Consider the following 19,205-nt stretch of genomic DNA (forward strand, 5'->3'; position numbering starts at 1 on the left):
GCTTCGGCGGGTTTTTTTATGTCTGCGTTAAAGCAGCAGGGGCAGGGTAGCGCTGGCGGTTTGCTGGCTGGCGTCGCTGTAGCGGTTGTCCAGGGAGATGAGCGTGGTGGCAAGCAGCTCCACCAAAAGCATCACCCCCACTTTGGCATTCATCGCGCCGGCGCTGAGCGGGCCTTCGGGTTTTGCCGCAACCAGCTGCATATCGCTGATTGAAGCCAGCGGGCTGCGCGGCGTATTGCTGAGAGCCAGCACGCGTGCTCCACGCTTACGCGCAAGTTTCACTACGTGCAGCAGATCGCGGGTTGATCCTGAGCTCGAAATCGCCACCACCAGATCCTCTTTACCCAGTGTGGTTGCGCTCATCGAGGCGCGGTGCATGTCGCTTAACAGCTGCGCAGGTTTACCCAGACGCAGCAGTTTGTAGTGCAGATAGTCACCCAGAATGGCACTTGCCGCCACGCCGTAGATATAAACCGAACGCGCCTGATGCAGTGCCTGAGCGGCCTGCAGGAGCATATCCCTGTCAAGCAGCCGGGCGGTATCCCGCAGCGCCAGAACGGACTCTTCCACGACCTCATCCACCCGATCGCCCTGCGCAACCGGTGCCTGGTCACGCTGAACGTCCAGCGCCAGCGCCATCTTGAACTCCGTATAGCCTTTACAACCCAGCGTGCGACAAAGTCTGGTCACGCTTGCCTCGCTGGTTTCGCTCTCACGCGCCAGTTCGGTAATGGTGAAATAGAGCACTTTTGCCGGATCGCTTAAGACGAACTCGCCCAGTTTTTGCTGGGTCGGACTATAGCCAGAGACACCCTGTCGCAGCCTCAGCAGCAGATTTTCATTTTCTGACATGCAAAATCCTTAATGCGTTTCTCTGTGGGCTAGTGTGGCGGAAAGCGGGGGCGAGACGCCAGACATTTTAAAAAAGTATGATCGCTCTCCAGGTTATTGGTGATAATTTTCACTTTATTATTTTTATGTGGTAAAAATTTTCATCAAATAATCGGGGAGTGAAAAAATGATGCAACTGTTCAGCGGCGCCTCATCGGGCGCATGGTTCGAAAAAGCCCAGCGCTTTGGCAAATCCTTTATGTTACCTATTGCCGTACTGCCCGCCGCGGGTCTGCTGTTAGGCATTGGCGGCGCACTGTCGAATCCCAATACGCTCGCGGCCTACCCCTTCCTGGATGTGAGCTGGCTACAGGCGATATTCACTATCATGAGCAGCGCTGGCTCGATTGTCTTTGCCAATCTCTCGGTGCTTTTTGCCGTGGGGGTTGCTGTGGGGCTGGCGAAAACCGATAAGGGCACTGCGGGCCTGGCGGCACTACTGGCGTTCCTGGTAATGAATGCCACCATTAACGCCCTGCTGATCCTTAATGGCACTCTGGCGCAGGAGAACCCCGGCGCGGTGGGGCAGGGGATGACGCTGGGTATTCAGACCCTGGAAACTGGCGTCTTTGGCGGGGTGGTCATCGGGCTGGTAACCTGTACGCTGCACCATCGGTTTAACAAGATTGCCCTGCCGCAATTTCTCGGTTTCTTTGGCGGGTCACGCTTTGTGCCTATTATCAGCTCGCTGGCGGCGATACTGGTGGGGGCCATCATGACCGTCGTCTGGCCGCACTTTCAGAAGCTGATCTTCGGCCTCGGCGGTCTGGTTGATGCGACCGGTTATCTGGGCACCTTCCTGTACGGCTTTATCCTGCGTATGCTCGGCCCGTTTGGCCTGCACCACATTTTTTATCTCCCTTTCTGGACTACCGCGCTCGGCGGCAGCGAGATTGTCAACGGTCAGCTGATTGAAGGTACACAGCGCATCTTCTTTGCCCAGCTCGCCGACCCGAATACCCAGCAGTTCTACGCGGGCACCTCGCGCTTCATGTCCGGACGCTTTATCACCATGATGTTTGGCCTGATCGGTGCTTGTCTGGCGATGTATCACACGGCAAAGCCTGAAAATAAAAAGCGGGTCGCGGGGCTGCTGCTTTCGGCGGCGCTGACCTCTTTCCTGACTGGTATCACCGAGCCTATCGAGTTCTCCTTCCTCTTCATCGCCCCGGTGCTGTACGTCATCCACGCACTGTTCGACGGGCTGGCCTTTATGCTCGCCCATATTCTGCACATCACCATAGGGCAGACCTTCTCGGGCGGTTTTATTGATTTTGTTCTGTTCGGCATTCTGCAGGGCGAAGCCAAAACCCACTGGCTGTACGTGCCGCTGGTCGGGGTTCCCTGGTTCTTCCTGTACTACTCCACCTTCCGCTTCCTGATTAACCGTTTCGATTTTGCGACCCCGGGCCGGGAGAAAGAGGCCGTAGCAGAAACCGCGCTTCCTCAAAGCGAACGGGCGCAGGCGATTATTGAAGGCCTGGGTGGCAGGGAGAATCTGGACGAGGTGGACTGCTGCGCCACACGTTTACGCGTGACGGTGAAAGACGGTGGCAAAGTGAACGAAGCCATGCTCAAGGCAACCGGCGCTCACGGCGTGATCCTGCGGGGCAATGGCGTACAGGTTATCTACGGTCCGCACGTCACCATCATCAAAAACGAAGTTGAAGAGATCTTATCGTAATGAAAAATGTACTGGATATTCTGAAAGGTAAGCTGATCGTCTCCTGTCAGGCGCTGGATGACGAACCCTTACACAGCCCGTTTATTATGGCGCGCATGGCGCTGGCGGCGGCGCAGGGCGGGGCGGTGGCCATCCGCGCCAACAGCGTCGTGGACATCGAGGCCATCAAAAAACAGGTTTCGCTGCCGGTGATCGGCATTATCAAGCGCGACTATCCGGACAGCGAGGTATTTATTACCGCCACGCTGCGGGAGGTGGATGAGCTGATGGCCATAAAACCGGAGATTATCGCTCTTGATGCTACCGCGCGTCCGCGTCCCGGCGGCCAGACGCTCGCCGGGCTGATGGCAGCGATCCGGGCGCGATACCCGTCCCAACTGCTGATGGCGGATATCGCCACGGTAGAGGAGGCGAAAACTGCCCAGGCGCTGGGTTTTGACTGCGTGGGTACCACGCTCTATGGCTATACGGCCGATACCGCAGGCCATAAGCTGAAAGAGCGGGAGTGCGAATTTCTGCGGGAGGTTGTCGCGGCGGTCACCATCCCGGTGGTGGCCGAAGGCAACGTCGAAACGCCGGAACTGGCTGCCCGCTGCCTGGAATTGGGCGCGTATACGGTGGTGGTTGGCGGGGCGATCACGCGCCCGCAGCAGATTACGGCGCGATTTGTGGGTGCAATCGAGGCACAGAGCACCGATCGGGCATGATCCTGAGCCGGGGATCTGCGATACTTAACGTTTATCCCCTTCTTTGAGATGACTATGCAGTACCCGATTAACGAGATGTTCCAGACCCTGCAAGGCGAGGGTTACTTCACCGGCGTTCCCGCTATCTTCATTCGTCTGCAGGGATGCCCGGTGGGTTGTGCCTGGTGTGATACCAAACATACCTGGGAAACGCTTAGCGATCGGGAAGTGTCACTGTTCAGCATTCTGGCCAAAACCAAAGAGAGCGACAAATGGGGCGCGGCGAACCCGGAAGATCTGCTGGCGATTATTGGCCGTCAGGGCTGGACCGCGCGTCATGTGGTGATCACCGGCGGCGAGCCCTGCATCCATGACCTGATCCCGCTGACCTCGCTGCTCGAAAAAAACGGCTTTAGCTGCCAGATTGAGACCAGCGGCACGCACGAAGTGCGCTGCTCTCACACCACCTGGGTGACGGTATCGCCAAAAGTGAATATGCGTGGCGGTTACAATGTGCTGTCCCAGGCGCTGGAGCGTGCCGATGAGATTAAGCACCCGGTAGGCCGCGTTCGTGATATCGAAGCGCTGGATGAACTGCTGGAGACGCTGACCGATGACAAACAGCGCGTTATTGCGCTGCAACCGATCAGCCAGAAAGAGGACGCCACGCGTCTGTGCATTGAGACCTGTATTGCGCGCAACTGGCGTCTGTCGATGCAGACGCACAAGTACCTGAATATCGCGTAAAAAAAAGCCCGGTGGCGCGCACGCTTACCGGGCTTATAACGCTTGCCTGATTGATTACCCGCGATAGACACAACCTGCCGTGCAGGTCTCTTTGATCATCACCGCGCTCAGCAGTGGCACCAGCGGTTTAATCTCATCCCAGATCCATTTCGCCAGCACTTCGCTGGTCGGATTTTCCAGTCCCGGAATATCATTCAGATAGAAGTGATCGAGGCGATCATAGGTCGGCTTAAACGCGGCCTTCAGCTCGGCAAAATCCATGATCCAACCGGTATGCGGATCGACGTCACCCGTGATCTCCAGACGCACCATAAAGGAGTGCCCGTGCAGGCGACCACATTTATGGCCTTCCGGGACATGAGGGAGATGGTGGGCGGCTTCGAAGATGAAATCTTTAAACAGTGTGGTGGACATCATGAACTCTCAAGAATGCGGAAAAAACCGCCGCATAATACCGGAAAGCACCTTTTTTATCATTACCTAAAACGGCCCTTACCACCCGATACGCTTTGGGTGGGCAGTAGCCTTATTTTTATCTTTTATTTTCATGCAGTTAATTAATCGTTTTTATTGTTAAGAACGATAGCAAAAACAGGTTAGTCCATTTGGTTATTTATTATTTCCATCCCGTCTTTAATTGTTATGATCCGCGCCGTTAACCTTACACTCTGTTCTGTCTTTCAGATAAAAATTCAGCTTTGCTACTGGAACATAACGACGCATGACAACACAGGCCCCACCTTCAAATTTGCTTCCCCTGAACCCGGAGCAACTGGCACGCCTGCAGGCAGCCACCACTGATTTTTCACCTACCCAGCTTGCCTGGGTTTCTGGTTATTTCTGGGGAATGCTCAATCAACAGCCGGGTGCTGTGGTGAGTGCACCGGCTGCGGCCGTTGAGATCCCGGCAATTACGCTTATCTCCGCTTCGCAAACCGGCAATGCCCGTCGCGTGGCGGAAGCCCTGCGGGACGATCTGCTGGCGGCCAAACTGAACGTGAACCTGGTGAACGCCGGGGATTATAAATTTAAGCAAATCGCGTCAGAGAAGCTGGTTGTCGTTGTGACCTCTACCCAGGGCGAAGGTGAGCCGCCTGAAGAAGCGGTTGCGCTGCATAAGTTCCTGTTCTCGAAAAAAGCGCCAAAACTGGCGGGCACCGCCTTTGCGGTCTTCGGTCTCGGCGACTCCTCCTACGAATTCTTCTGCCAGTCGGGCAAAGATTTTGATAGCAAGCTGGCCGAACTGGGTGGCGAGCGCCTGCTCGATCGCGTGGATACCGACGTCGAATACCAGGCCGCGGCTGCCGAATGGCGCGCGCGCATTGTTGACGTGCTGAAAGCCCGCGTGCCGAAAGAGACGCCGGCGCAGGCGGCAGTTACTGCCGCTGGTGTGGTAAACGACATTCATACCAGCCCGTACACCAAAGAAGCGCCGCTGACGGCGAGCCTCGCGGTTAATCAGAAAATCACCGGTCGTGATTCTGAGAAAGACGTGCGCCATATCGAAATCGATTTAGGCGACTCCGGCCTGCGCTACCAGCCGGGCGATGCCCTTGGCGTCTGGTATCAGAACGATCCGGCGCTGGTGAAAGAGCTGGTTGAGCTGCTGTGGCTGAAGGGCGATGAAGTGGTGTCGGTAGACGGCAAAACCCTGCCGCTTTCGGAAGCGCTGCAGTGGCATTTCGAGCTGACCGTCAATACCGCCAACATCGTGGAAAACTACGCCACCCTGACCCGCAGCGAATCCCTGCTGCCGCTGGTGGGCGACAAAGCCAAACTGCAACAGTACGCCGCCACCACGCCAATTGTGGACATGGTGCGTTTCGCGCCAGCGCAGCTGGATGCCGATGCGTTGATCGGCCTGCTGCGTCCGCTGACGCCGCGCCTGTACTCCATCGCTTCGGCCCAGGCCGAGGTGGAAAGCGAAGTCCACGTCACCGTGGGCGTGGTTCGTTACGACATCGAAGGCCGCGCCCGTGCCGGTGGTGCCTCCAGCTTCCTGGCAGATCGCGTGGAAGAAGAGGGCGAGGTGCGGGTCTTTATCGAGCACAACGACAACTTCCGTCTGCCGGCCAACCCGGAAACCCCGGTGATCATGATTGGCCCGGGCACCGGCATCGCGCCGTTCCGCGCCTTTATGCAGCAGCGCGCCGCCGATGAAGCGCCGGGCAAAAACTGGCTGTTCTTTGGTAACCCGCACTTCACCGAAGATTTCCTCTACCAGGTAGAGTGGCAGCGCTATGTGAAAGAGGGCGTGCTCTCGCGCATCGATCTGGCCTGGTCCCGCGATCAAAAACAAAAAATATACGTACAAGACAAACTGCGCGAACAGGGCGCAGAGCTGTGGCGCTGGATTAATGACGGTGCCCACATTTATGTCTGCGGCGACGCCAATCGCATGGCGAAAGACGTTGAGCAGGCGTTGCTGGAAGTGATTGCTGAATTCGGTGGCATGGATACTGAATCGGCGGATGAATTTTTAAGTGAGCTGCGCGTCGAGCGCCGTTATCAGCGAGATGTCTACTAATGAGCGAAAAACATCCTGGCCCTCTGGTGGTCGAAGGCAAACTGACTGATGCCGAGCGCATGAAGGTTGATAGTAACTACCTGCGCGGCACCATTGCCGAAGATTTAAATGACGGTCTGACCGGCGGTTTCAACGGCGACAACTTCCTGCTGATCCGTTTCCACGGTATGTACCAGCAGGACGATCGCGATATCCGCGCCGAGCGTGCTGAACAGAAGCTGGAGCCGCGTCACGCGATGCTGCTGCGCTGCCGTCTGCCGGGTGGCATTATCACCACCAAACAGTGGCAGGCGATCGACAAATTCGCCCATGACAACACCATTTATGGCAGCATCCGTCTGACCAACCGTCAGACTTTTCAGTTCCACGGCATTCTGAAGAAGAACGTGAAGCCGGTACACCAGATGCTGCACTCCGTCGGGCTGGACGCGCTGGCGACCGCCAACGACATGAACCGTAACGTGTTGTGTACCTCCAACCCGTACGAGTCCGAGCTGCACGCTGAAGCCTACGAGTGGGCGAAGAAGATCTCCGAACATCTGCTGCCGCGCACCCGCGCCTATGCTGAGATCTGGCTGGATCAGGAGAAGGTTGCGACTACCGACGAAGAGCCGATCCTCGGTCAGACCTATCTGCCGCGTAAGTTTAAAACCACGGTGGTGATCCCGCCGCAGAACGATATCGATCTGCACGCCAACGACATGAACTTCGTGGCGATTGCCGAGAACGGCAAGCTGGTGGGCTTTAACCTGCTGGTGGGCGGTGGTCTGTCGATTGAGCACGGTAACAAGAAAACCTACGCCCGCACCGCGAGCGAGTTTGGCTACCTGCCGCTGGAGCACACCCTGGCGGTGGCCGAAGCGGTGGTGACCACCCAGCGCGACTGGGGTAACCGTACCGATCGTAAAAACGCCAAGACCAAATACACCCTGGAACGCGTGGGCGTAGAGACCTTTAAAGAAGAAGTGGAGCGTCGCGCCGGTATCAAGTTCGAGCCGATCCGTCCGTACGAATTCACCGGTCGCGGCGATCGCATCGGCTGGGTAAAAGGCATCGACAATAAATGGCACCTGACGCTGTTTATTGAGAACGGTCGTATTCTCGATTATCCAGGCCGTCCGCTGAAAACCGGTCTGCTGGAGATCGCGAAGATCCACAAAGGCGAGTTCCGCATTACCGCCAACCAGAACCTGATCATTGCTGGCGTGCCGGAAAGCGAGAAAGCGAAGATCGAGAAGCTGGCGCGGGATCACACGCTGATGGACGCGGTAAAACCGCAGCGTGAAAACTCGATGGCCTGCGTCTCCTTCCCGACCTGTCCGCTGGCGATGGCCGAAGCCGAGCGCTTCCTGCCGTCGTTCACCGACAAAGTGGAAGCGGTGCTGGAAAAACACGGTATTCCTGACGAGCATATCGTGATGCGCGTCACCGGCTGCCCGAACGGCTGTGGCCGTGCGATGCTGGCAGAGCTGGGTCTGGTGGGTAAAGCACCGGGTCGTTACAACCTGCACCTTGGGGGTAACCGCAGCGGAACGCGCATTCCGCGTATGTATCGCGAGAACATTACGGAACCAGAAATTCTTGACTCCATAGACCTGCTTGTCGGGCGCTGGGCGAAAGAGCGCGAAGCGGGTGAAGGCTTCGGCGACTTTACGGTGCGTGCGGGCATCATTCGTCCAGTGCTCGATCCCGCCCGGGATTTCTGGGAGTAACTACGAGAGGTAATTATGTCCGTACTCGATCTAAACGCCCTTAACGATCTGCCAAAAGTCGAACGTATTCTGGCCCTGGCGGAAACCAACGCCAATCTGGAAAAGCTCGACGCCGAAGGCCGTGTCGCCTGGGCGCTGGAAAACCTGCCGGGTGAATACGTGCTCTCATCAAGCTTTGGTATTCAGGCGGCGGTCAGCCTGCATCTGGTGAATAAGATCCGTCCGGATATTCCGGTGATCCTCACCGACACCGGCTACCTGTTCCCGGAAACCTACCAGTTTATTGACGAACTGACGGACAAGCTGCAGCTGAACCTGAAGGTCTTCCGTGCCGAACAGAGCGCGGCCTGGCAGGAGGCGCGCTACGGTAAGCTGTGGGAGCAGGGCGTGGAAGGCATTGAGAAATACAATGCCATCAACAAAGTCGAGCCGATGAACCGGGCGCTCTCCGAACTCAACGCCAAAACCTGGTTTGCCGGTTTGCGCCGGGATCAGTCCGGCAGCCGGGCATCCTTACCGGTGCTGGCGATCCAGCGTGGGGTGTTCAAGGTGCTGCCGATTATCGACTGGGACAACCGAACCGTATACCAGTACCTGCAGCAGCATGGCCTGAAATACCATCCGCTGTGGGACCAGGGCTATCTGTCGGTGGGAGATACTCACACCACCCGCAAATGGGAGCCGGGTATGGCGGAAGAAGAGACCCGTTTCTTCGGCCTCAAGCGCGAGTGCGGATTGCACGAAGGGTGATTGTTGTGCCCCTCACCCTAACCCTCTCCCCATAGGGGAGAGGGGATCGCACGGAGCCGTCTTTTCTCCCTCGCCCCTGTGGGGAGAGGGCCGGGGTGAGGGGAGCTAATCCCGCTACACTTTCCCCGCTTTCGCCAGCTCTTTCACCAGCGGCAGCATCACCCGCACCACGTCCCGACTGCGATGTTCGATCCGCTTTGGCAGCGCCTCGTCAATGTACTGCAGATTATCCAGCCTGACGTTATGCCAGCTCGTCCCCTGCGGGAAAGCTTTTGATTTCGCCCGCTGCTGATACCCGTCTTTCTTACCCAGAGACCAGTTGGTCGCCTCGACATACAGCACCGGGATCCCGGCCTTATCGAACTTCTCACCGTCGTTACAGCATCCGGTCCCTTTCGGGTAGCTGGCGTTGCCGCCCGGATTGGTGCCAGCAACGATACCCTGGGCGCGGGCAATCGCCAGCGCGCGGTCGCGGGTTAATTTGCGCACCGGGGGAGGGGTGGTTTTGCCGCTGTTAAAATAGAGCTTATCCCCGACGATCAGGTTATCGAGGTTGATCACCAGCAGGGTGTTTTTCTTCTCGGCCGCGCTCATGCGGTTGAGCACGTTCTCAGCCCCCAGGCGACCCTCTTCTTCGCCGCTGGTGGCGATAAAGCGGATGCTGTACTGGGTTGGAATATTCTTCAACTGCTCCGCCAGCTCCAGCATCACCCCGACGCCAGCGGCATTGTCATCAATGCCCTGCAATGTCAGGCCGCCGAGGTTGTTATCGGCATCGCTGTCGCTCATCGGCGTGTAGGTATCCAGATGCGCCATGATAATAATTTGTTGTGCGGCTTTACCTTCATGAGCTGCAATCACGGTGCTGCCGGTCACGTTGTGCCAGTTTTTGCTCTGATTGCGTGAGGTATAGATATAGCGGCTCTGGAAGGTGCGGATATCGCTCTGGTAGCCCATCTCAGCGAACTGCTGGCGCACATAGTCAGCGGAGAGCATTTCGGCGGGGGTACCGGTCATGCGGCCCGGGAAAAAGGTCGCGATATGACGCGCCTGCGTCGCAGCAATCTCACCCAGAGGGGGCGTTTTAGCCTGAACCGTTCCAGTTAAGCAAACGCCGAGCGCCAGGAGAGCGAAACGGTGGCGCATTGCGGAAAACATAGTGAGTCCTTAAAAAATAGAGCAAAATTTTAACGCGCTTAGTATGAAACTGTGACCGCGCTTACACAATTTGAATTGCTCTTAAATGCCCGTAATTACGCGTGTTAAGCACTTTTTGATATTTGCTTTTGCAGGGCGTTATTCCATTGAGTAACTACTCATTCCAATTCGTAATTTCATTCGCTATGAGCAGCCCCCTATAGTCCCACTATTCCTGGTTGTTAGCGAGTTGTAGCATTGTGGATTACCTTCCTTTATTTGCTGACATAAAAGACCGTCCGGTCCTGGTGATCGGCTGCGGTGAAATCGCCGAGCGCAAAATTGCCTTTTTACACCGGGCAGGCGCGCGCGTGCAGGTGGTTGCCGAAGCGGACTTTGATGAAGCGCAAATCGACAATGTGGTGCTGGTCATTGCCGCAACCGAAAACCGCACACTCAACCAGCGCATCTCTGATGCCGCTCACGCCCGTCACCGTCTGGTGAACGTGGTGGACGATCAGCCCCTGTGCTCGTTTATCTTCCCGTCGATTGTCGACCGTTCGCCGCTGGTGGTAGCGATCTCCTCCGGCGGCACCGCACCGGTGCTGGCCCGCGTTCTGCGGGAAAAAATCGAAGCGCTACTGCCAACCAGCCTGGGCCGGATGGCAGAGAAAGCCAGCTTCTGGCGCAACCATCTGAAAACCCGCCTGACCAGCGTGGCGGAACGCCGTCGCTTCTGGGAGCGGGTGTTCCGCGGCCGCTTTGCCAGCCTGATGCAGGCCGGTAATGAGACGGCGGCACAACAAATCCTCGAAGACGAACTGGATAACCCGGGCAGCACCAGCGGGGAGATTATCCTCGTCGGCGCGGGGCCGGGCGATGCCGGACTGCTGACGCTGCGCGGCCTGCAGGTACTCCAGGATGCGGACGTGGTGTTCTATGACCATCTGGTGACCGATGGCATACGCGAATTAATCCGTCGTGACGCCGAGCAGATCTGCGTTGGCAAACGCGCGGGCGGACACGCCGTGCCGCAGCATGAAACCAATCAGATGCTGATTGACGCGGCGAAAGCGGGCAAAACCGTAGTACGTCTCAAAGGGGGCGATCCGTTCATCTTTGGCCGTGGCGGCGAAGAGCTGCAGGCAGCGGCTGAAGCGGGCGTGCCCTTCCAGGTGGTGCCGGGGATCACTGCGGCCTCGGCGGTGACGGCCTATGCGGGTATTCCCCTGACGCACCGGGACTACGCCCAGAGCGTCACCTTTGTCACCGGCCACTACAAGGCCGACAGCACCCCGTTTGACTGGACCCATCTGGCGCAAAGCCGTCAGACGCTGGCGATCTACATGGGCACCATGAAGGCGGCGGAAATCAGTGAACAACTTATTCAACACGGGCGCGATGCAGATACGCCTGTGGCGGTGATATCCCGCGGCACGCGCGTCGATCAGCACGTGGTGACCGGCACATTACAACACCTTGCACACCTTGCGAAAGACGCCCCGATGCCCGCCCTGATTGTGGTGGGTGAAGTGGTGCAGCTGCACAGCACGCTCGCCTGGTTTCAACACACTACCGACACAGAAGGGTTCGGCTCTTCTGTTGTAAATCTGGCTTAAGGAACGGTTATGGATCAAAAACGACTGACTCACCTGCGGCAACTCGAAGCGGAGAGTATTCATATCATCCGCGAAGTGGCCGCCGAGTTCGCTAATCCGGTAATGATGTACTCCATTGGGAAAGACTCCAGCGTGATGCTGCACCTGGCGCGTAAAGCGTTTTATCCAGGCACGCTGCCGTTCCCGCTGCTGCACGTGGATACCGGCTGGAAATTCCGCGAGATGTATGAGTTCCGTGACCGTACCGCCAAAGCCTACGGCTGCGAACTGCTGGTGCATAAAAACCCGGAAGGGGTGGCGATGGGTATCAACCCGTTCGTGCACGGCAGCGGCAAACACACCGACATCATGAAGACCGAAGGGCTGAAGCAGGCGCTGAACAAGTACGGCTTTGACGCCGCCTTCGGTGGTGCCCGCCGCGACGAAGAGAAATCCCGCGCCAAGGAGCGTATCTACTCCTTCCGCGATCGCTTCCATCGCTGGGATCCGAAGAACCAGCGCCCGGAGCTGTGGCACAACTACAACGGCCAGATCAACAAAGGCGAAAGCATCCGCGTCTTCCCACTCTCCAACTGGACCGAGCTGGATATCTGGCAGTACATCTATCTGGAAAATATCGAAATCGTGCCGCTGTACCTGGCGGCTGAACGTCCGGTGCTGGAGCGCGACGGCATGCTGATGATGATTGATGACGATCGTATCGATCTCCAGCCTGGTGAAGTGATTAAAAAGCAGATGGTGCGCTTCCGTACCCTCGGCTGCTGGCCGCTGACCGGCGCGGTGGAATCTAACGCGCAGACGCTGCCGGAGATCATCGAAGAGATGCTGGTGTCGACCACCAGCGAGCGACAAGGGCGCGTGATTGACCGCGACCAGGCAGGCTCCATGGAGCTGAAGAAACGTCAGGGTTATTTCTAAGGAGCCGCCATGAATACCACTATTGCTCAACAAATTGCGGATGAAGGCGGCGTCGAAGCCTACCTGCACGCACAACAGCACAAAAGCCTGCTGCGTTTTCTGACCTGCGGCAGCGTTGATGACGGCAAAAGTACGCTGATTGGTCGTCTGCTGCACGATACCCGTCAGATCTACGAAGATCAGCTCTCTTCCCTGCATAACGACAGCAAACGTCACGGCACCCAGGGCGAGAAGCTCGATCTGGCCCTGCTGGTGGATGGCCTGCAGGCGGAGCGCGAGCAGGGCATCACCATCGACGTGGCCTATCGCTACTTCTCCACCGAGAAGCGCAAATTTATTATCGCCGACACCCCGGGGCACGAGCAGTACACCCGTAATATGGCGACCGGGGCGTCAACCTGCGACCTGGCGATCCTGCTGATCGACGCCCGCAAAGGGGTGCTGGATCAGACCCGTCGTCACAGCTTTATCTCCACGCTGCTGGGGATCAAGCATCTGGTGGTGGCGGTCAACAAGATGGACCTGGTCAACTTCAGCGAAGAGAAGTTTAACGAGATCCGCGAGAGCTATCTGACTTTTGCCGAACAGCTGCCGGGCAACCTCGACATCCGCTTCGTGCCGCTCTCGGCGCTGGAAGGGGACAACGTTGCCTCCCAGAGTGTGAGCATGCCGTGGTACAGCGGCCCGACGCTGCTGGAAGTGTTAGAGACCGTCGAGATCCAGCGCAGCGTTGAGACGCAGCCGATGCGCTTCCCGGTGCAGTACGTTAACCGTCCGAACCTCGATTTCCGCGGCTTCTCCGGCACCCTTGCCTCCGGCAGCGTGCAGGTGGGCCAGCGCGTGAAGGTGCTGCCGTCAGGCGTGGAGTCTGCCATTACCCGCATCGTCACTTTTGATGGCGATCTGCAGGAAGCCGGGGCAGGCGAAGCCGTCACCCTGGTGCTGAAAGACGAAATTGATATCAGCCGGGGCGACCTGCTGGTGGATGCAGAGGAAACGCTGCCTGCGGTGCAAAGCGCCGCTATTGATGTGGTGTGGATGGCGGAACAGCCGCTGAGCCCGGGTCAGAGCTACGACATCAAAATCGCTGGCAAGAAAACCCGCGCCCGCGTGGACGCGGTGCAGTACCAGGTGGATATCAACAATCTGGCGCAGCACAGCGTCACGGAATTGCCGCTGAACGGCATCGGCCTGGTGGATTTCACCTTCGACGAACCGCTGGTGCTGGATCAATATCAGCAGAACCCGGTAACCGGGGGCTTAATCATTATCGATCGCCTGACCAACGTCACCGTGGGCGCCGGGATGGTCCGCGAGCCTAAAGCGCAGGCGAGCGCGGTGCCGTCTGAATTCAGCGCCTTTGAGCTGGAGCTGAATGCGCTGGTGCGTAAGCACTTCCCACACTGGGGCGCACGCGATCTGCTGGGAGGCAAGTAATGGCGCAGCATGATGAGAACGTCGTCTGGCATCCTCATCCGGTCACGGTGGCCGATCGCGAACAACTCCACGGTCACCGTGGGGTTGTGCTGTGGTTTACCGGGCTCTCGGGATCCGGTAAATCCACCGTCGCGGGCGCGCTGGAAGAGGCGCTGCATAAAGCGGGTGTCAGCACCTATCTGCTGGATGGCGACAACGTGCGTCACGGGCTGTGCAGCGATCTCGGCTTTAGCGATGCGGATCGCAAAGAGAACATCCGTCGGGTGGGCGAAGTGGCCAGCCTGATGGCCGATGCCGGGCTGGTGGTGTTAACGGCGTTTATTTCGCCGCACCGTGCCGAGCGGCAGTTTGTGCGCGAGCGCGTCGGTCAGAACCGCTTTATCGAAGTCTTTGTTGATACCCCGCTGGCCATCTGCGAGCAGCGCGATCCGAAGGGGCTGTATAAAAAAGCCCGCGCGGGTGAACTGAAGAATTTCACCGGTATTGACGCAGTTTATGAAACTCCTGATGCGCCCGAAATCCATCTGGAAGGTCAACAATTGGTAACAAATTTAGTAAGCCAATTATTAGACCTGCTCAGACAGGGCGATATTATCAGATCCTGAGATGGTATTGATGGGGGTGATTATCCCCATCGATATGTCATGGTCACAGGATCAGCTATGCGAAACAGTGAGAACTACATTATCACCGGGACGGACACAGTATCGGCAAATGACGAGACGACCTGGTCTTTCCCTGGGGCGATCGTCGGCTTCGCCTCATGGCTGATGGCACTGGGCATCCCTTTCCTGTTTTACGGCAGTAACACCCTGTTCTTTTTCCTCTATACCTGGCCTTTCTTCCTGGCGCTGATGCCCGTTGCCGTAGTGGTAGGGATTGCGCTGCACTCTCTGCTCAACGGCAAGCTGCTCTACAGTTCATTCATCACCGTGATGACGGTGGTGGCGATGGTCGGACTGTTATTTTTGTGGCTCATGGGATAAGTTCAGCCATAATTCAAACCGTCACTAACTGTGTCACGTTATTGGCTTGCGCGAATCTGCAAAAAAAATGTGGTACATTTGCCCGCAATGGTGCGGCATCTCTGTAGCCCCGATGTAGAGTCGGGGGCAAAGTTATGGGATGATGATGCCGTTTTTCAGGGGGCAGGATGGGTAAACTTACGCTGCTGTTGCTGGCACTGCTGGTCTGGCTTCAGTATTCACTGTGGTTCGGTAAGAACGGCCTTCACGATTACAGTCGCGTCAGCGATGACGTGACGGCGCAGCAGGCAACAAACAGCAAACTTAAAGCGCGAAACGATCAGCTGTTTGCGGAAATTGACGATCTCAATGGCGGACAAGAGGCCATTGAAGAGCGCGCGCGCAACGAACTCAGCATGACTAAGCCGGGCGAAACCTTTTATCGTCTGGTGCCGGATGCGTCTAAACGCAACCAGGGCTCAGTACAAAACACCCGATAATCAGGCCCAGGATTATTAGCCATGGCAGTCACTTTTTCGAACGTATGCGCCGTTGTGCCAGCCGCCGGGTTTGGCCGGCGCATGCAGACAGAATGTCCCAAGCAGTACCTTTCAATTGGTGATAAAACGATCCTTGAGCACACCGTGGCGGCGCTGCTGGCGAACCCACGCGTGTCGCGGGTCATTATCGCTATCAGCCCGGGCGATGCCCGCTTTGCCGCGTTGCCGCTTGCCGGTCATCCGCAAATCACCGTCGTGGACGGCGGTGCAGAGCGCGCCGATTCGGTGCTGGCGGGTCTTCAGGCTGCCGGTGACGCGCAGTGGGTGCTGGTGCATGACGCGGCGCGGCCGTGCCTGCATCAGGACGACCTGGCGCGGCTGCTGACTATTAGCGAAACCAGTCGCGTCGGCGGCATTCTCGCCACGCCGGTCCGCGATACCATGAAGCGCGGCGAGCCGGGACTTCCGGCCATCGCCCACACGGTGGAGCGCGTTGATCTCTGGCATGCCCTGACGCCGCAATTTTTCCCCCGCGAGCTGCTCCAGGCCTGCTTAACCCGTGCGCTGAATGAAGGCGCAACCATCACCGACGAAGCGTCGGCGCTGGAGTACTGCGGTTTTCACCCCGAACTGATTGAAGGGCGCGCAGATAATATAAAAGTGACGCGCCCCGAAGATTTACAGCTGGCAGAATTTTATCTTACCCGTTCGACCCATCAGGAGAAGGCATAATGCGAATTGGACATGGTTTTGACGTACACGCCTTTGGCGGCGAGGGCCCAATTATCATTGGCGGCGTACGCATCCCTTATGAAAAAGGACTGCTCGCGCATTCTGATGGCGATGTTGCCCTGCACGCGTTAACCGACGCGCTGCTGGGTGCGGCGGCGCTGGGCGATATCGGCAAGCTGTTCCCGGACACCGATCCGGCCTTTAAAGGGGCGGACAGCCGCGAACTGCTGCGCGAAGCCTGGCGTCGTATTCAGGCCAAAGGCTACACCCTCGGTAACGTGGATGTGACCATCATTGCCCAGGCACCGAAAATGCTGCCGCATATCCCGCAGATGCGGGTGTTCATTGCCGAAGATCTCGGCTGTCATATGGATGACGTTAACGTCAAAGCGACTACCACCGAAAAGCTCGGCTTTACCGGTCGTGGTGAAGGTATCGCCTGTGAAGCGGTAGCGCTGCTGGTGAAGGCGGCCAAATGACGGATTTCGATAACCTGACGTACCTGCACGGTAAACCGCAGGGCACGGGCCTGCTGAAGGCCAATCCGGAAGATTTCGTGGTGATCGAAGATCTGGGCTTTGAGCCGGACGGCGAGGGCGAGCACATCCTGGTGCGGATCCTGAAAAACGGCTGCAACACCCGTTTTGTCGCCGAGGCGCTGGCTAAGTTCCTGAAAATTCATGCCCGTGAAGTAAGCTTCGCCGGGCAGAAGGATAAACACGCTGTGACCGAGCAGTGGCTCTGTGCCCGGGTGCCGGGTAACGGAATGCCTGATTTAAGCCAGTTCCAGCTTGAAGGCTGCCAGGTGCTGGAATACGCCCGTCACAAGCGCAAACTGCGCCTCGGCGCGTTAAAGGGTAACGCCTTTACCCTGGTGCTGCGCGAGGTGAGCCACCGCGAGGATGTCGAGAAACGTCTTACTGCTATCAACGAGCAGGGCGTGCCGAACTACTTCGGCGCTCAGCGTTTTGGTATTGGCGGCAGTAACTTGCAGGGCGCGCTGCGCTGGGCGCAAAGCAATGCCCCGGTGCGCGATCGCAATAAACGCAGTTTTTGGTTGTCGGCAGCCCGCAGTGCGTTGTTTAATCAAATCGTGAGCGAACGTCTGAAAAAAACAGACGCGAATCAAGTTGTTGTTGGCGATGCGCTACAATTAGCCGGGCGCGGCAGCTGGTTCGTCGCCACTGACGAAGAAATGGGTGATTTGCAGGCGCGCGTCAATGCGAAAACGCTGCTGATCACTGCGGCCCTGCCGGGTACCGGTGAATGGGGCCCGCAGGGCGAGGCGCTACAGGCTGAGCAGGCCGCCGTCGCCGGTGAAACAGAATTATGCTCTCTGCTGGTGCGGGAAAAAGTTGAAGCGGCACGCCGGGCGATGCTGCTCTATCCGCAACAGCTGAGCTGGAACTGGTGGGATGACGTGACCGTCGAGTTACGTTTCTGGCTGCCGGCAGGTAGCTTTGCCACCAGTGTTGTCAGGGAACTTATCAACACTTCGGGTGACTATGCGAATATTGCTGAGTAACGATGACGGGATCCATGCGCCAGGCATTCAGACGCTGGCTAAGGCGCTACGCGAGTTCGCTGAGGTGCAGGTCGTGGCTCCCGATCGTAACCGCAGCGGTGCTTCTAACTCGTTAACCCTCGAGTCCTCCCTTCGCACCTTTACGTTCGATAACGGCGATATCGCCGTGCAGATGGGCACCCCGACGGACTGCGTCTTCCTCGGCGTCAATGCGCTGATGCGTCCGCGTCCGGACGTGGTGGTCTCCGGCATCAATGCCGGGCCCAATCTGGGGGATGACGTGATCTACTCCGGCACCGTGGCGGCCGCCATGGAGGGACGCCATCTCGGTTTCCCTGCGCTGGCGGTATCCCTCAACGGCCATCAGCATTACGACACCGCTGCCGCGGTGACCTGCTCCATACTGCGCGCCCTGAGCCGTGAGCCGCTGCGCACCGGGCGGATCCTCAATATCAACGTTCCGGATCTGCCGCTGGATCAGATCAAAGGCATTCGCGTGACGCGGTGCGGCAGCCGACATCCGGCAGATAAGGTGATCCCGCAGGAGGATCCGCGCGGGAATACCCTGTACTGGATTGGCCCGCCGGGTGAAAAGCACGATGCCGGGCCGGATACCGACTTCGCCGCGGTGGACGAGGGGTACGTTTCCGTGACCCCGCTGCATGTAGATTTGACCGCGCATAACGCGCAAGATGTGGTGTCAGGCTGGCTGGAACGTGCCGGAGTGAGCTCCCAATGGTAAGTAAACGTGTACAAGCACTTCTGAATCAATTACGCACTCAGGGTATTGCCGATGAGCATGTGCTCACTGCCATCTCACTGGTACCGCGTGAAAAATTCGTCGATGAGGCGTTTGAGCACAAAGCGTGGGAAAACGTCGCCCTGCCAATAGGGCAGGGGCAGACCATTTCGCAGCCCTATATGGTGGCGCGCATGACCGAGCTGCTGGAGCTGACCCCGGACTCACGGGTGCTGGAGATCGGCACCGGATCGGGTTACCAGACCGCCATTCTGGCGCATCTGGTGCATCACGTCTGCTCGGTTGAACGTATTAAAGGCTTGCAGTGGCAGGCGCGTCGCCGTCTGAAGCAGCTTGATTTGCACAATGTTTCTACCCGTCACGGGGATGGCTGGCAGGGCTGGAAGGCTCGCGGCCCGTTTGATGCCATTATCGTGACGGCCGCACCGCCGGAAATCCCGGCTGCGCTTATGGCGCAACTGGACGATGGCGGGATCCTCGTTTTACCGGTGGGCGATGAACATCAGCTGTTAAAGCGTGTTCGTCGACGGGGCGACGAGTTCATCATCGATACCGTAGAAGCCGTACGTTTTGTGCCTCTGGTAAAAGGAGAGCTGGCCTGAGACTCGGATTTTT

General features: G+C 57.8%; 20 protein-coding genes. 17 read left to right on the forward strand and 3 right to left on the reverse strand.

Translation table 11 applies throughout. The features are described from left to right. Positions 1-27 precede the first annotated feature (27 nt). Positions 28-852: a MurR/RpiR family transcriptional regulator gene (locus LG383_RS01305; protein WP_225758155.1), complete on the reverse strand. Its 825-nt coding sequence runs from the start codon at positions 850-852 to the stop codon at positions 28-30. Between the two features lie 166 nt (positions 853-1,018). On the opposite strand from LG383_RS01305, the gene LG383_RS01310 reads away from it, so the two are divergent. From LG383_RS01310 to queE, 3 genes are read left to right on the forward strand one after another with little or no spacing between them, the layout of a single operon-like run. Continuing rightward, positions 1,019-2,575 carry a maltose/glucose-specific PTS transporter subunit IIC gene (locus LG383_RS01310; protein ID WP_225758156.1) on the forward strand — a complete coding sequence of 519 codons (1,557 nt, stop codon included), beginning with the start codon at positions 1,019-1,021 and terminating at the stop codon, positions 2,573-2,575. Beyond that, positions 2,575-3,282 carry an N-acetylmannosamine-6-phosphate 2-epimerase gene (locus LG383_RS01315; RefSeq protein ID WP_225758157.1) on the forward strand — a complete coding sequence of 236 codons (708 nt, stop codon included), beginning with the start codon at positions 2,575-2,577 and terminating at the stop codon, positions 3,280-3,282. The genes LG383_RS01310 and LG383_RS01315 overlap by 1 nt, the downstream gene beginning before the upstream one ends. A gap of 54 nt (positions 3,283-3,336) precedes the next feature. Beyond that, positions 3,337-4,008: a 7-carboxy-7-deazaguanine synthase QueE gene (gene queE, locus LG383_RS01320; RefSeq protein WP_166183755.1), complete on the forward strand. Its 672-nt coding sequence runs from the start codon at positions 3,337-3,339 to the stop codon at positions 4,006-4,008. A gap of 54 nt (positions 4,009-4,062) precedes the next feature. Here queE and queD read toward each other — a convergent pair whose 3' ends face one another. Further along, positions 4,063-4,425 carry a 6-carboxytetrahydropterin synthase QueD gene (gene queD / locus LG383_RS01325; RefSeq protein ID WP_166183753.1) on the reverse strand — a complete coding sequence of 121 codons (363 nt, stop codon included), beginning with the start codon at positions 4,423-4,425 and terminating at the stop codon, positions 4,063-4,065. A 304-nt stretch (positions 4,426-4,729) separates the two neighbouring features. Here queD and cysJ point away from each other — a divergent pair, with 304 nt between their 5' ends. From cysJ to cysH, 3 genes are read left to right on the forward strand one after another with little or no spacing between them, the layout of a single operon-like run. Continuing rightward, on the forward strand, positions 4,730-6,535 hold the full coding sequence (gene cysJ / locus LG383_RS01330) for an NADPH-dependent assimilatory sulfite reductase flavoprotein subunit (protein ID WP_225758158.1): 1,806 nt from the start codon (positions 4,730-4,732) through the stop codon (positions 6,533-6,535). Beyond that, entirely contained in the window at positions 6,535-8,247 is a 1,713-nt protein-coding gene (cysI, locus tag LG383_RS01335; protein WP_225758159.1) for an assimilatory sulfite reductase (NADPH) hemoprotein subunit, read from the forward strand. The genes cysJ and cysI overlap by 1 nt, the downstream gene beginning before the upstream one ends. 15 nt (positions 8,248-8,262) lie before the next feature. After that, complete coding sequence (gene cysH, locus LG383_RS01340; RefSeq protein ID WP_225758160.1) at positions 8,263-8,997, forward strand: phosphoadenosine phosphosulfate reductase; 735 nt, start codon at positions 8,263-8,265, stop codon at positions 8,995-8,997. Between the two features lie 114 nt (positions 8,998-9,111). Here cysH and LG383_RS01345 read toward each other — a convergent pair whose 3' ends face one another. Continuing rightward, positions 9,112-10,155, reverse strand: coding sequence for an aminopeptidase (locus LG383_RS01345; protein ID WP_225758161.1), 1,044 nt, complete (start codon positions 10,153-10,155; stop codon positions 9,112-9,114). 239 nt (positions 10,156-10,394) lie between these two features. Here LG383_RS01345 and cysG point away from each other — a divergent pair, with 239 nt between their 5' ends. The 11 genes from cysG to LG383_RS01400 all read left to right on the forward strand — a co-directional run bounded on the left by cysG (position 10,395) and on the right by LG383_RS01400 (position 19,192). Further along, entirely contained in the window at positions 10,395-11,753 is a 1,359-nt protein-coding gene (gene cysG, locus LG383_RS01350; RefSeq protein WP_106994470.1) for a siroheme synthase CysG, read from the forward strand. A 9-nt stretch (positions 11,754-11,762) separates the two neighbouring features. Further along, complete coding sequence (cysD, locus tag LG383_RS01355; protein ID WP_106994471.1) at positions 11,763-12,671, forward strand: sulfate adenylyltransferase subunit CysD; 909 nt, start codon at positions 11,763-11,765, stop codon at positions 12,669-12,671. A gap of 9 nt (positions 12,672-12,680) precedes the next feature. Further along, positions 12,681-14,108, forward strand: a complete 1,428-nt coding sequence (gene cysN / locus LG383_RS01360; RefSeq protein ID WP_106994472.1) for a sulfate adenylyltransferase subunit CysN — start codon at positions 12,681-12,683, stop codon at positions 14,106-14,108. After that, positions 14,108-14,713 (forward strand): adenylyl-sulfate kinase, encoded by a 606-nt coding sequence (gene cysC / locus LG383_RS01365; RefSeq protein WP_166183741.1) that lies wholly within the window; start codon positions 14,108-14,110, stop codon positions 14,711-14,713. The genes cysN and cysC overlap by 1 nt, the downstream gene beginning before the upstream one ends. Before the next feature lie 57 nt (positions 14,714-14,770). Next, positions 14,771-15,094, forward strand: a complete 324-nt coding sequence (locus tag LG383_RS01370; RefSeq protein WP_225758162.1) for a DUF3561 family protein — start codon at positions 14,771-14,773, stop codon at positions 15,092-15,094. A gap of 167 nt (positions 15,095-15,261) precedes the next feature. Then, positions 15,262-15,573: a cell division protein FtsB gene (ftsB, locus tag LG383_RS01375; RefSeq protein ID WP_032613637.1), complete on the forward strand. Its 312-nt coding sequence runs from the start codon at positions 15,262-15,264 to the stop codon at positions 15,571-15,573. A 21-nt stretch (positions 15,574-15,594) separates the two neighbouring features. Continuing rightward, entirely contained in the window at positions 15,595-16,305 is a 711-nt protein-coding gene (gene ispD / locus LG383_RS01380; protein ID WP_106994475.1) for a 2-C-methyl-D-erythritol 4-phosphate cytidylyltransferase, read from the forward strand. Further along, a complete protein-coding gene (gene ispF / locus LG383_RS01385; RefSeq protein WP_006811766.1) occupies positions 16,305-16,784 on the forward strand; it encodes a 2-C-methyl-D-erythritol 2,4-cyclodiphosphate synthase in 480 nt (159 codons plus the stop codon). The genes ispD and ispF overlap by 1 nt, the downstream gene beginning before the upstream one ends. Then, positions 16,781-17,830: a tRNA pseudouridine(13) synthase TruD gene (gene truD, locus LG383_RS01390; RefSeq protein ID WP_106994476.1), complete on the forward strand. Its 1,050-nt coding sequence runs from the start codon at positions 16,781-16,783 to the stop codon at positions 17,828-17,830. Before ispF ends, truD begins: the two co-directional genes overlap by 4 nt. Next, the gene (gene surE / locus LG383_RS01395; protein WP_106994477.1) at positions 17,811-18,572 is read left to right on the forward strand and encodes a 5'/3'-nucleotidase SurE; all 762 of its coding nucleotides are present in this window, start codon (positions 17,811-17,813) and stop codon (positions 18,570-18,572) included. The genes truD and surE overlap by 20 nt, the downstream gene beginning before the upstream one ends. After that, positions 18,566-19,192, forward strand: coding sequence for a protein-L-isoaspartate(D-aspartate) O-methyltransferase (locus tag LG383_RS01400; protein WP_106994478.1), 627 nt, complete (start codon positions 18,566-18,568; stop codon positions 19,190-19,192). Before surE ends, LG383_RS01400 begins: the two co-directional genes overlap by 7 nt. Positions 19,193-19,205: the final 13 nt, after the last annotated feature.

The organism is Leclercia sp. Marseille-Q4284, from assembly GCF_916618945.1.
Lineage (GTDB): Bacteria > Pseudomonadota > Gammaproteobacteria > Enterobacterales > Enterobacteriaceae > Enterobacter > Enterobacter tamurae.

Bases quoted from the DNA above. Each gene is read 5' to 3' on its own strand.
- LG383_RS01305 (WP_225758155.1), bottom strand. From the start codon at position 852: ATGTCAGAAAATGAAAATCTGCTGCTGAGGCTGCGACAGGGTGTCTCT.
- LG383_RS01310 (WP_225758156.1), top strand. From the start codon at position 1,019: ATGATGCAACTGTTCAGCGGCGCCTCATCGGGCGCATGGTTCGAAAAA.
- LG383_RS01315 (WP_225758157.1), top strand. From the start codon at position 2,575: ATGAAAAATGTACTGGATATTCTGAAAGGTAAGCTGATCGTCTCCTGT.
- queE (WP_166183755.1), top strand. From the start codon at position 3,337: ATGCAGTACCCGATTAACGAGATGTTCCAGACCCTGCAAGGCGAGGGT.
- queD (WP_166183753.1), bottom strand. From the start codon at position 4,425: ATGATGTCCACCACACTGTTTAAAGATTTCATCTTCGAAGCCGCCCAC.
- cysJ (WP_225758158.1), top strand. From the start codon at position 4,730: ATGACAACACAGGCCCCACCTTCAAATTTGCTTCCCCTGAACCCGGAG.
- cysI (WP_225758159.1), top strand. From the start codon at position 6,535: ATGAGCGAAAAACATCCTGGCCCTCTGGTGGTCGAAGGCAAACTGACT.
- cysH (WP_225758160.1), top strand. From the start codon at position 8,263: ATGTCCGTACTCGATCTAAACGCCCTTAACGATCTGCCAAAAGTCGAA.
- LG383_RS01345 (WP_225758161.1), bottom strand. From the start codon at position 10,155: ATGTTTTCCGCAATGCGCCACCGTTTCGCTCTCCTGGCGCTCGGCGTT.
- cysD (WP_106994471.1), top strand. From the start codon at position 11,763: ATGGATCAAAAACGACTGACTCACCTGCGGCAACTCGAAGCGGAGAGT.
- cysN (WP_106994472.1), top strand. From the start codon at position 12,681: ATGAATACCACTATTGCTCAACAAATTGCGGATGAAGGCGGCGTCGAA.
- cysC (WP_166183741.1), top strand. From the start codon at position 14,108: ATGGCGCAGCATGATGAGAACGTCGTCTGGCATCCTCATCCGGTCACG.
- LG383_RS01370 (WP_225758162.1), top strand. From the start codon at position 14,771: ATGCGAAACAGTGAGAACTACATTATCACCGGGACGGACACAGTATCG.
- ftsB (WP_032613637.1), top strand. From the start codon at position 15,262: ATGGGTAAACTTACGCTGCTGTTGCTGGCACTGCTGGTCTGGCTTCAG.
- ispD (WP_106994475.1), top strand. From the start codon at position 15,595: ATGGCAGTCACTTTTTCGAACGTATGCGCCGTTGTGCCAGCCGCCGGG.
- ispF (WP_006811766.1), top strand. From the start codon at position 16,305: ATGCGAATTGGACATGGTTTTGACGTACACGCCTTTGGCGGCGAGGGC.
- truD (WP_106994476.1), top strand. From the start codon at position 16,781: ATGACGGATTTCGATAACCTGACGTACCTGCACGGTAAACCGCAGGGC.
- surE (WP_106994477.1), top strand. From the start codon at position 17,811: ATGCGAATATTGCTGAGTAACGATGACGGGATCCATGCGCCAGGCATT.
- LG383_RS01400 (WP_106994478.1), top strand. From the start codon at position 18,566: ATGGTAAGTAAACGTGTACAAGCACTTCTGAATCAATTACGCACTCAG.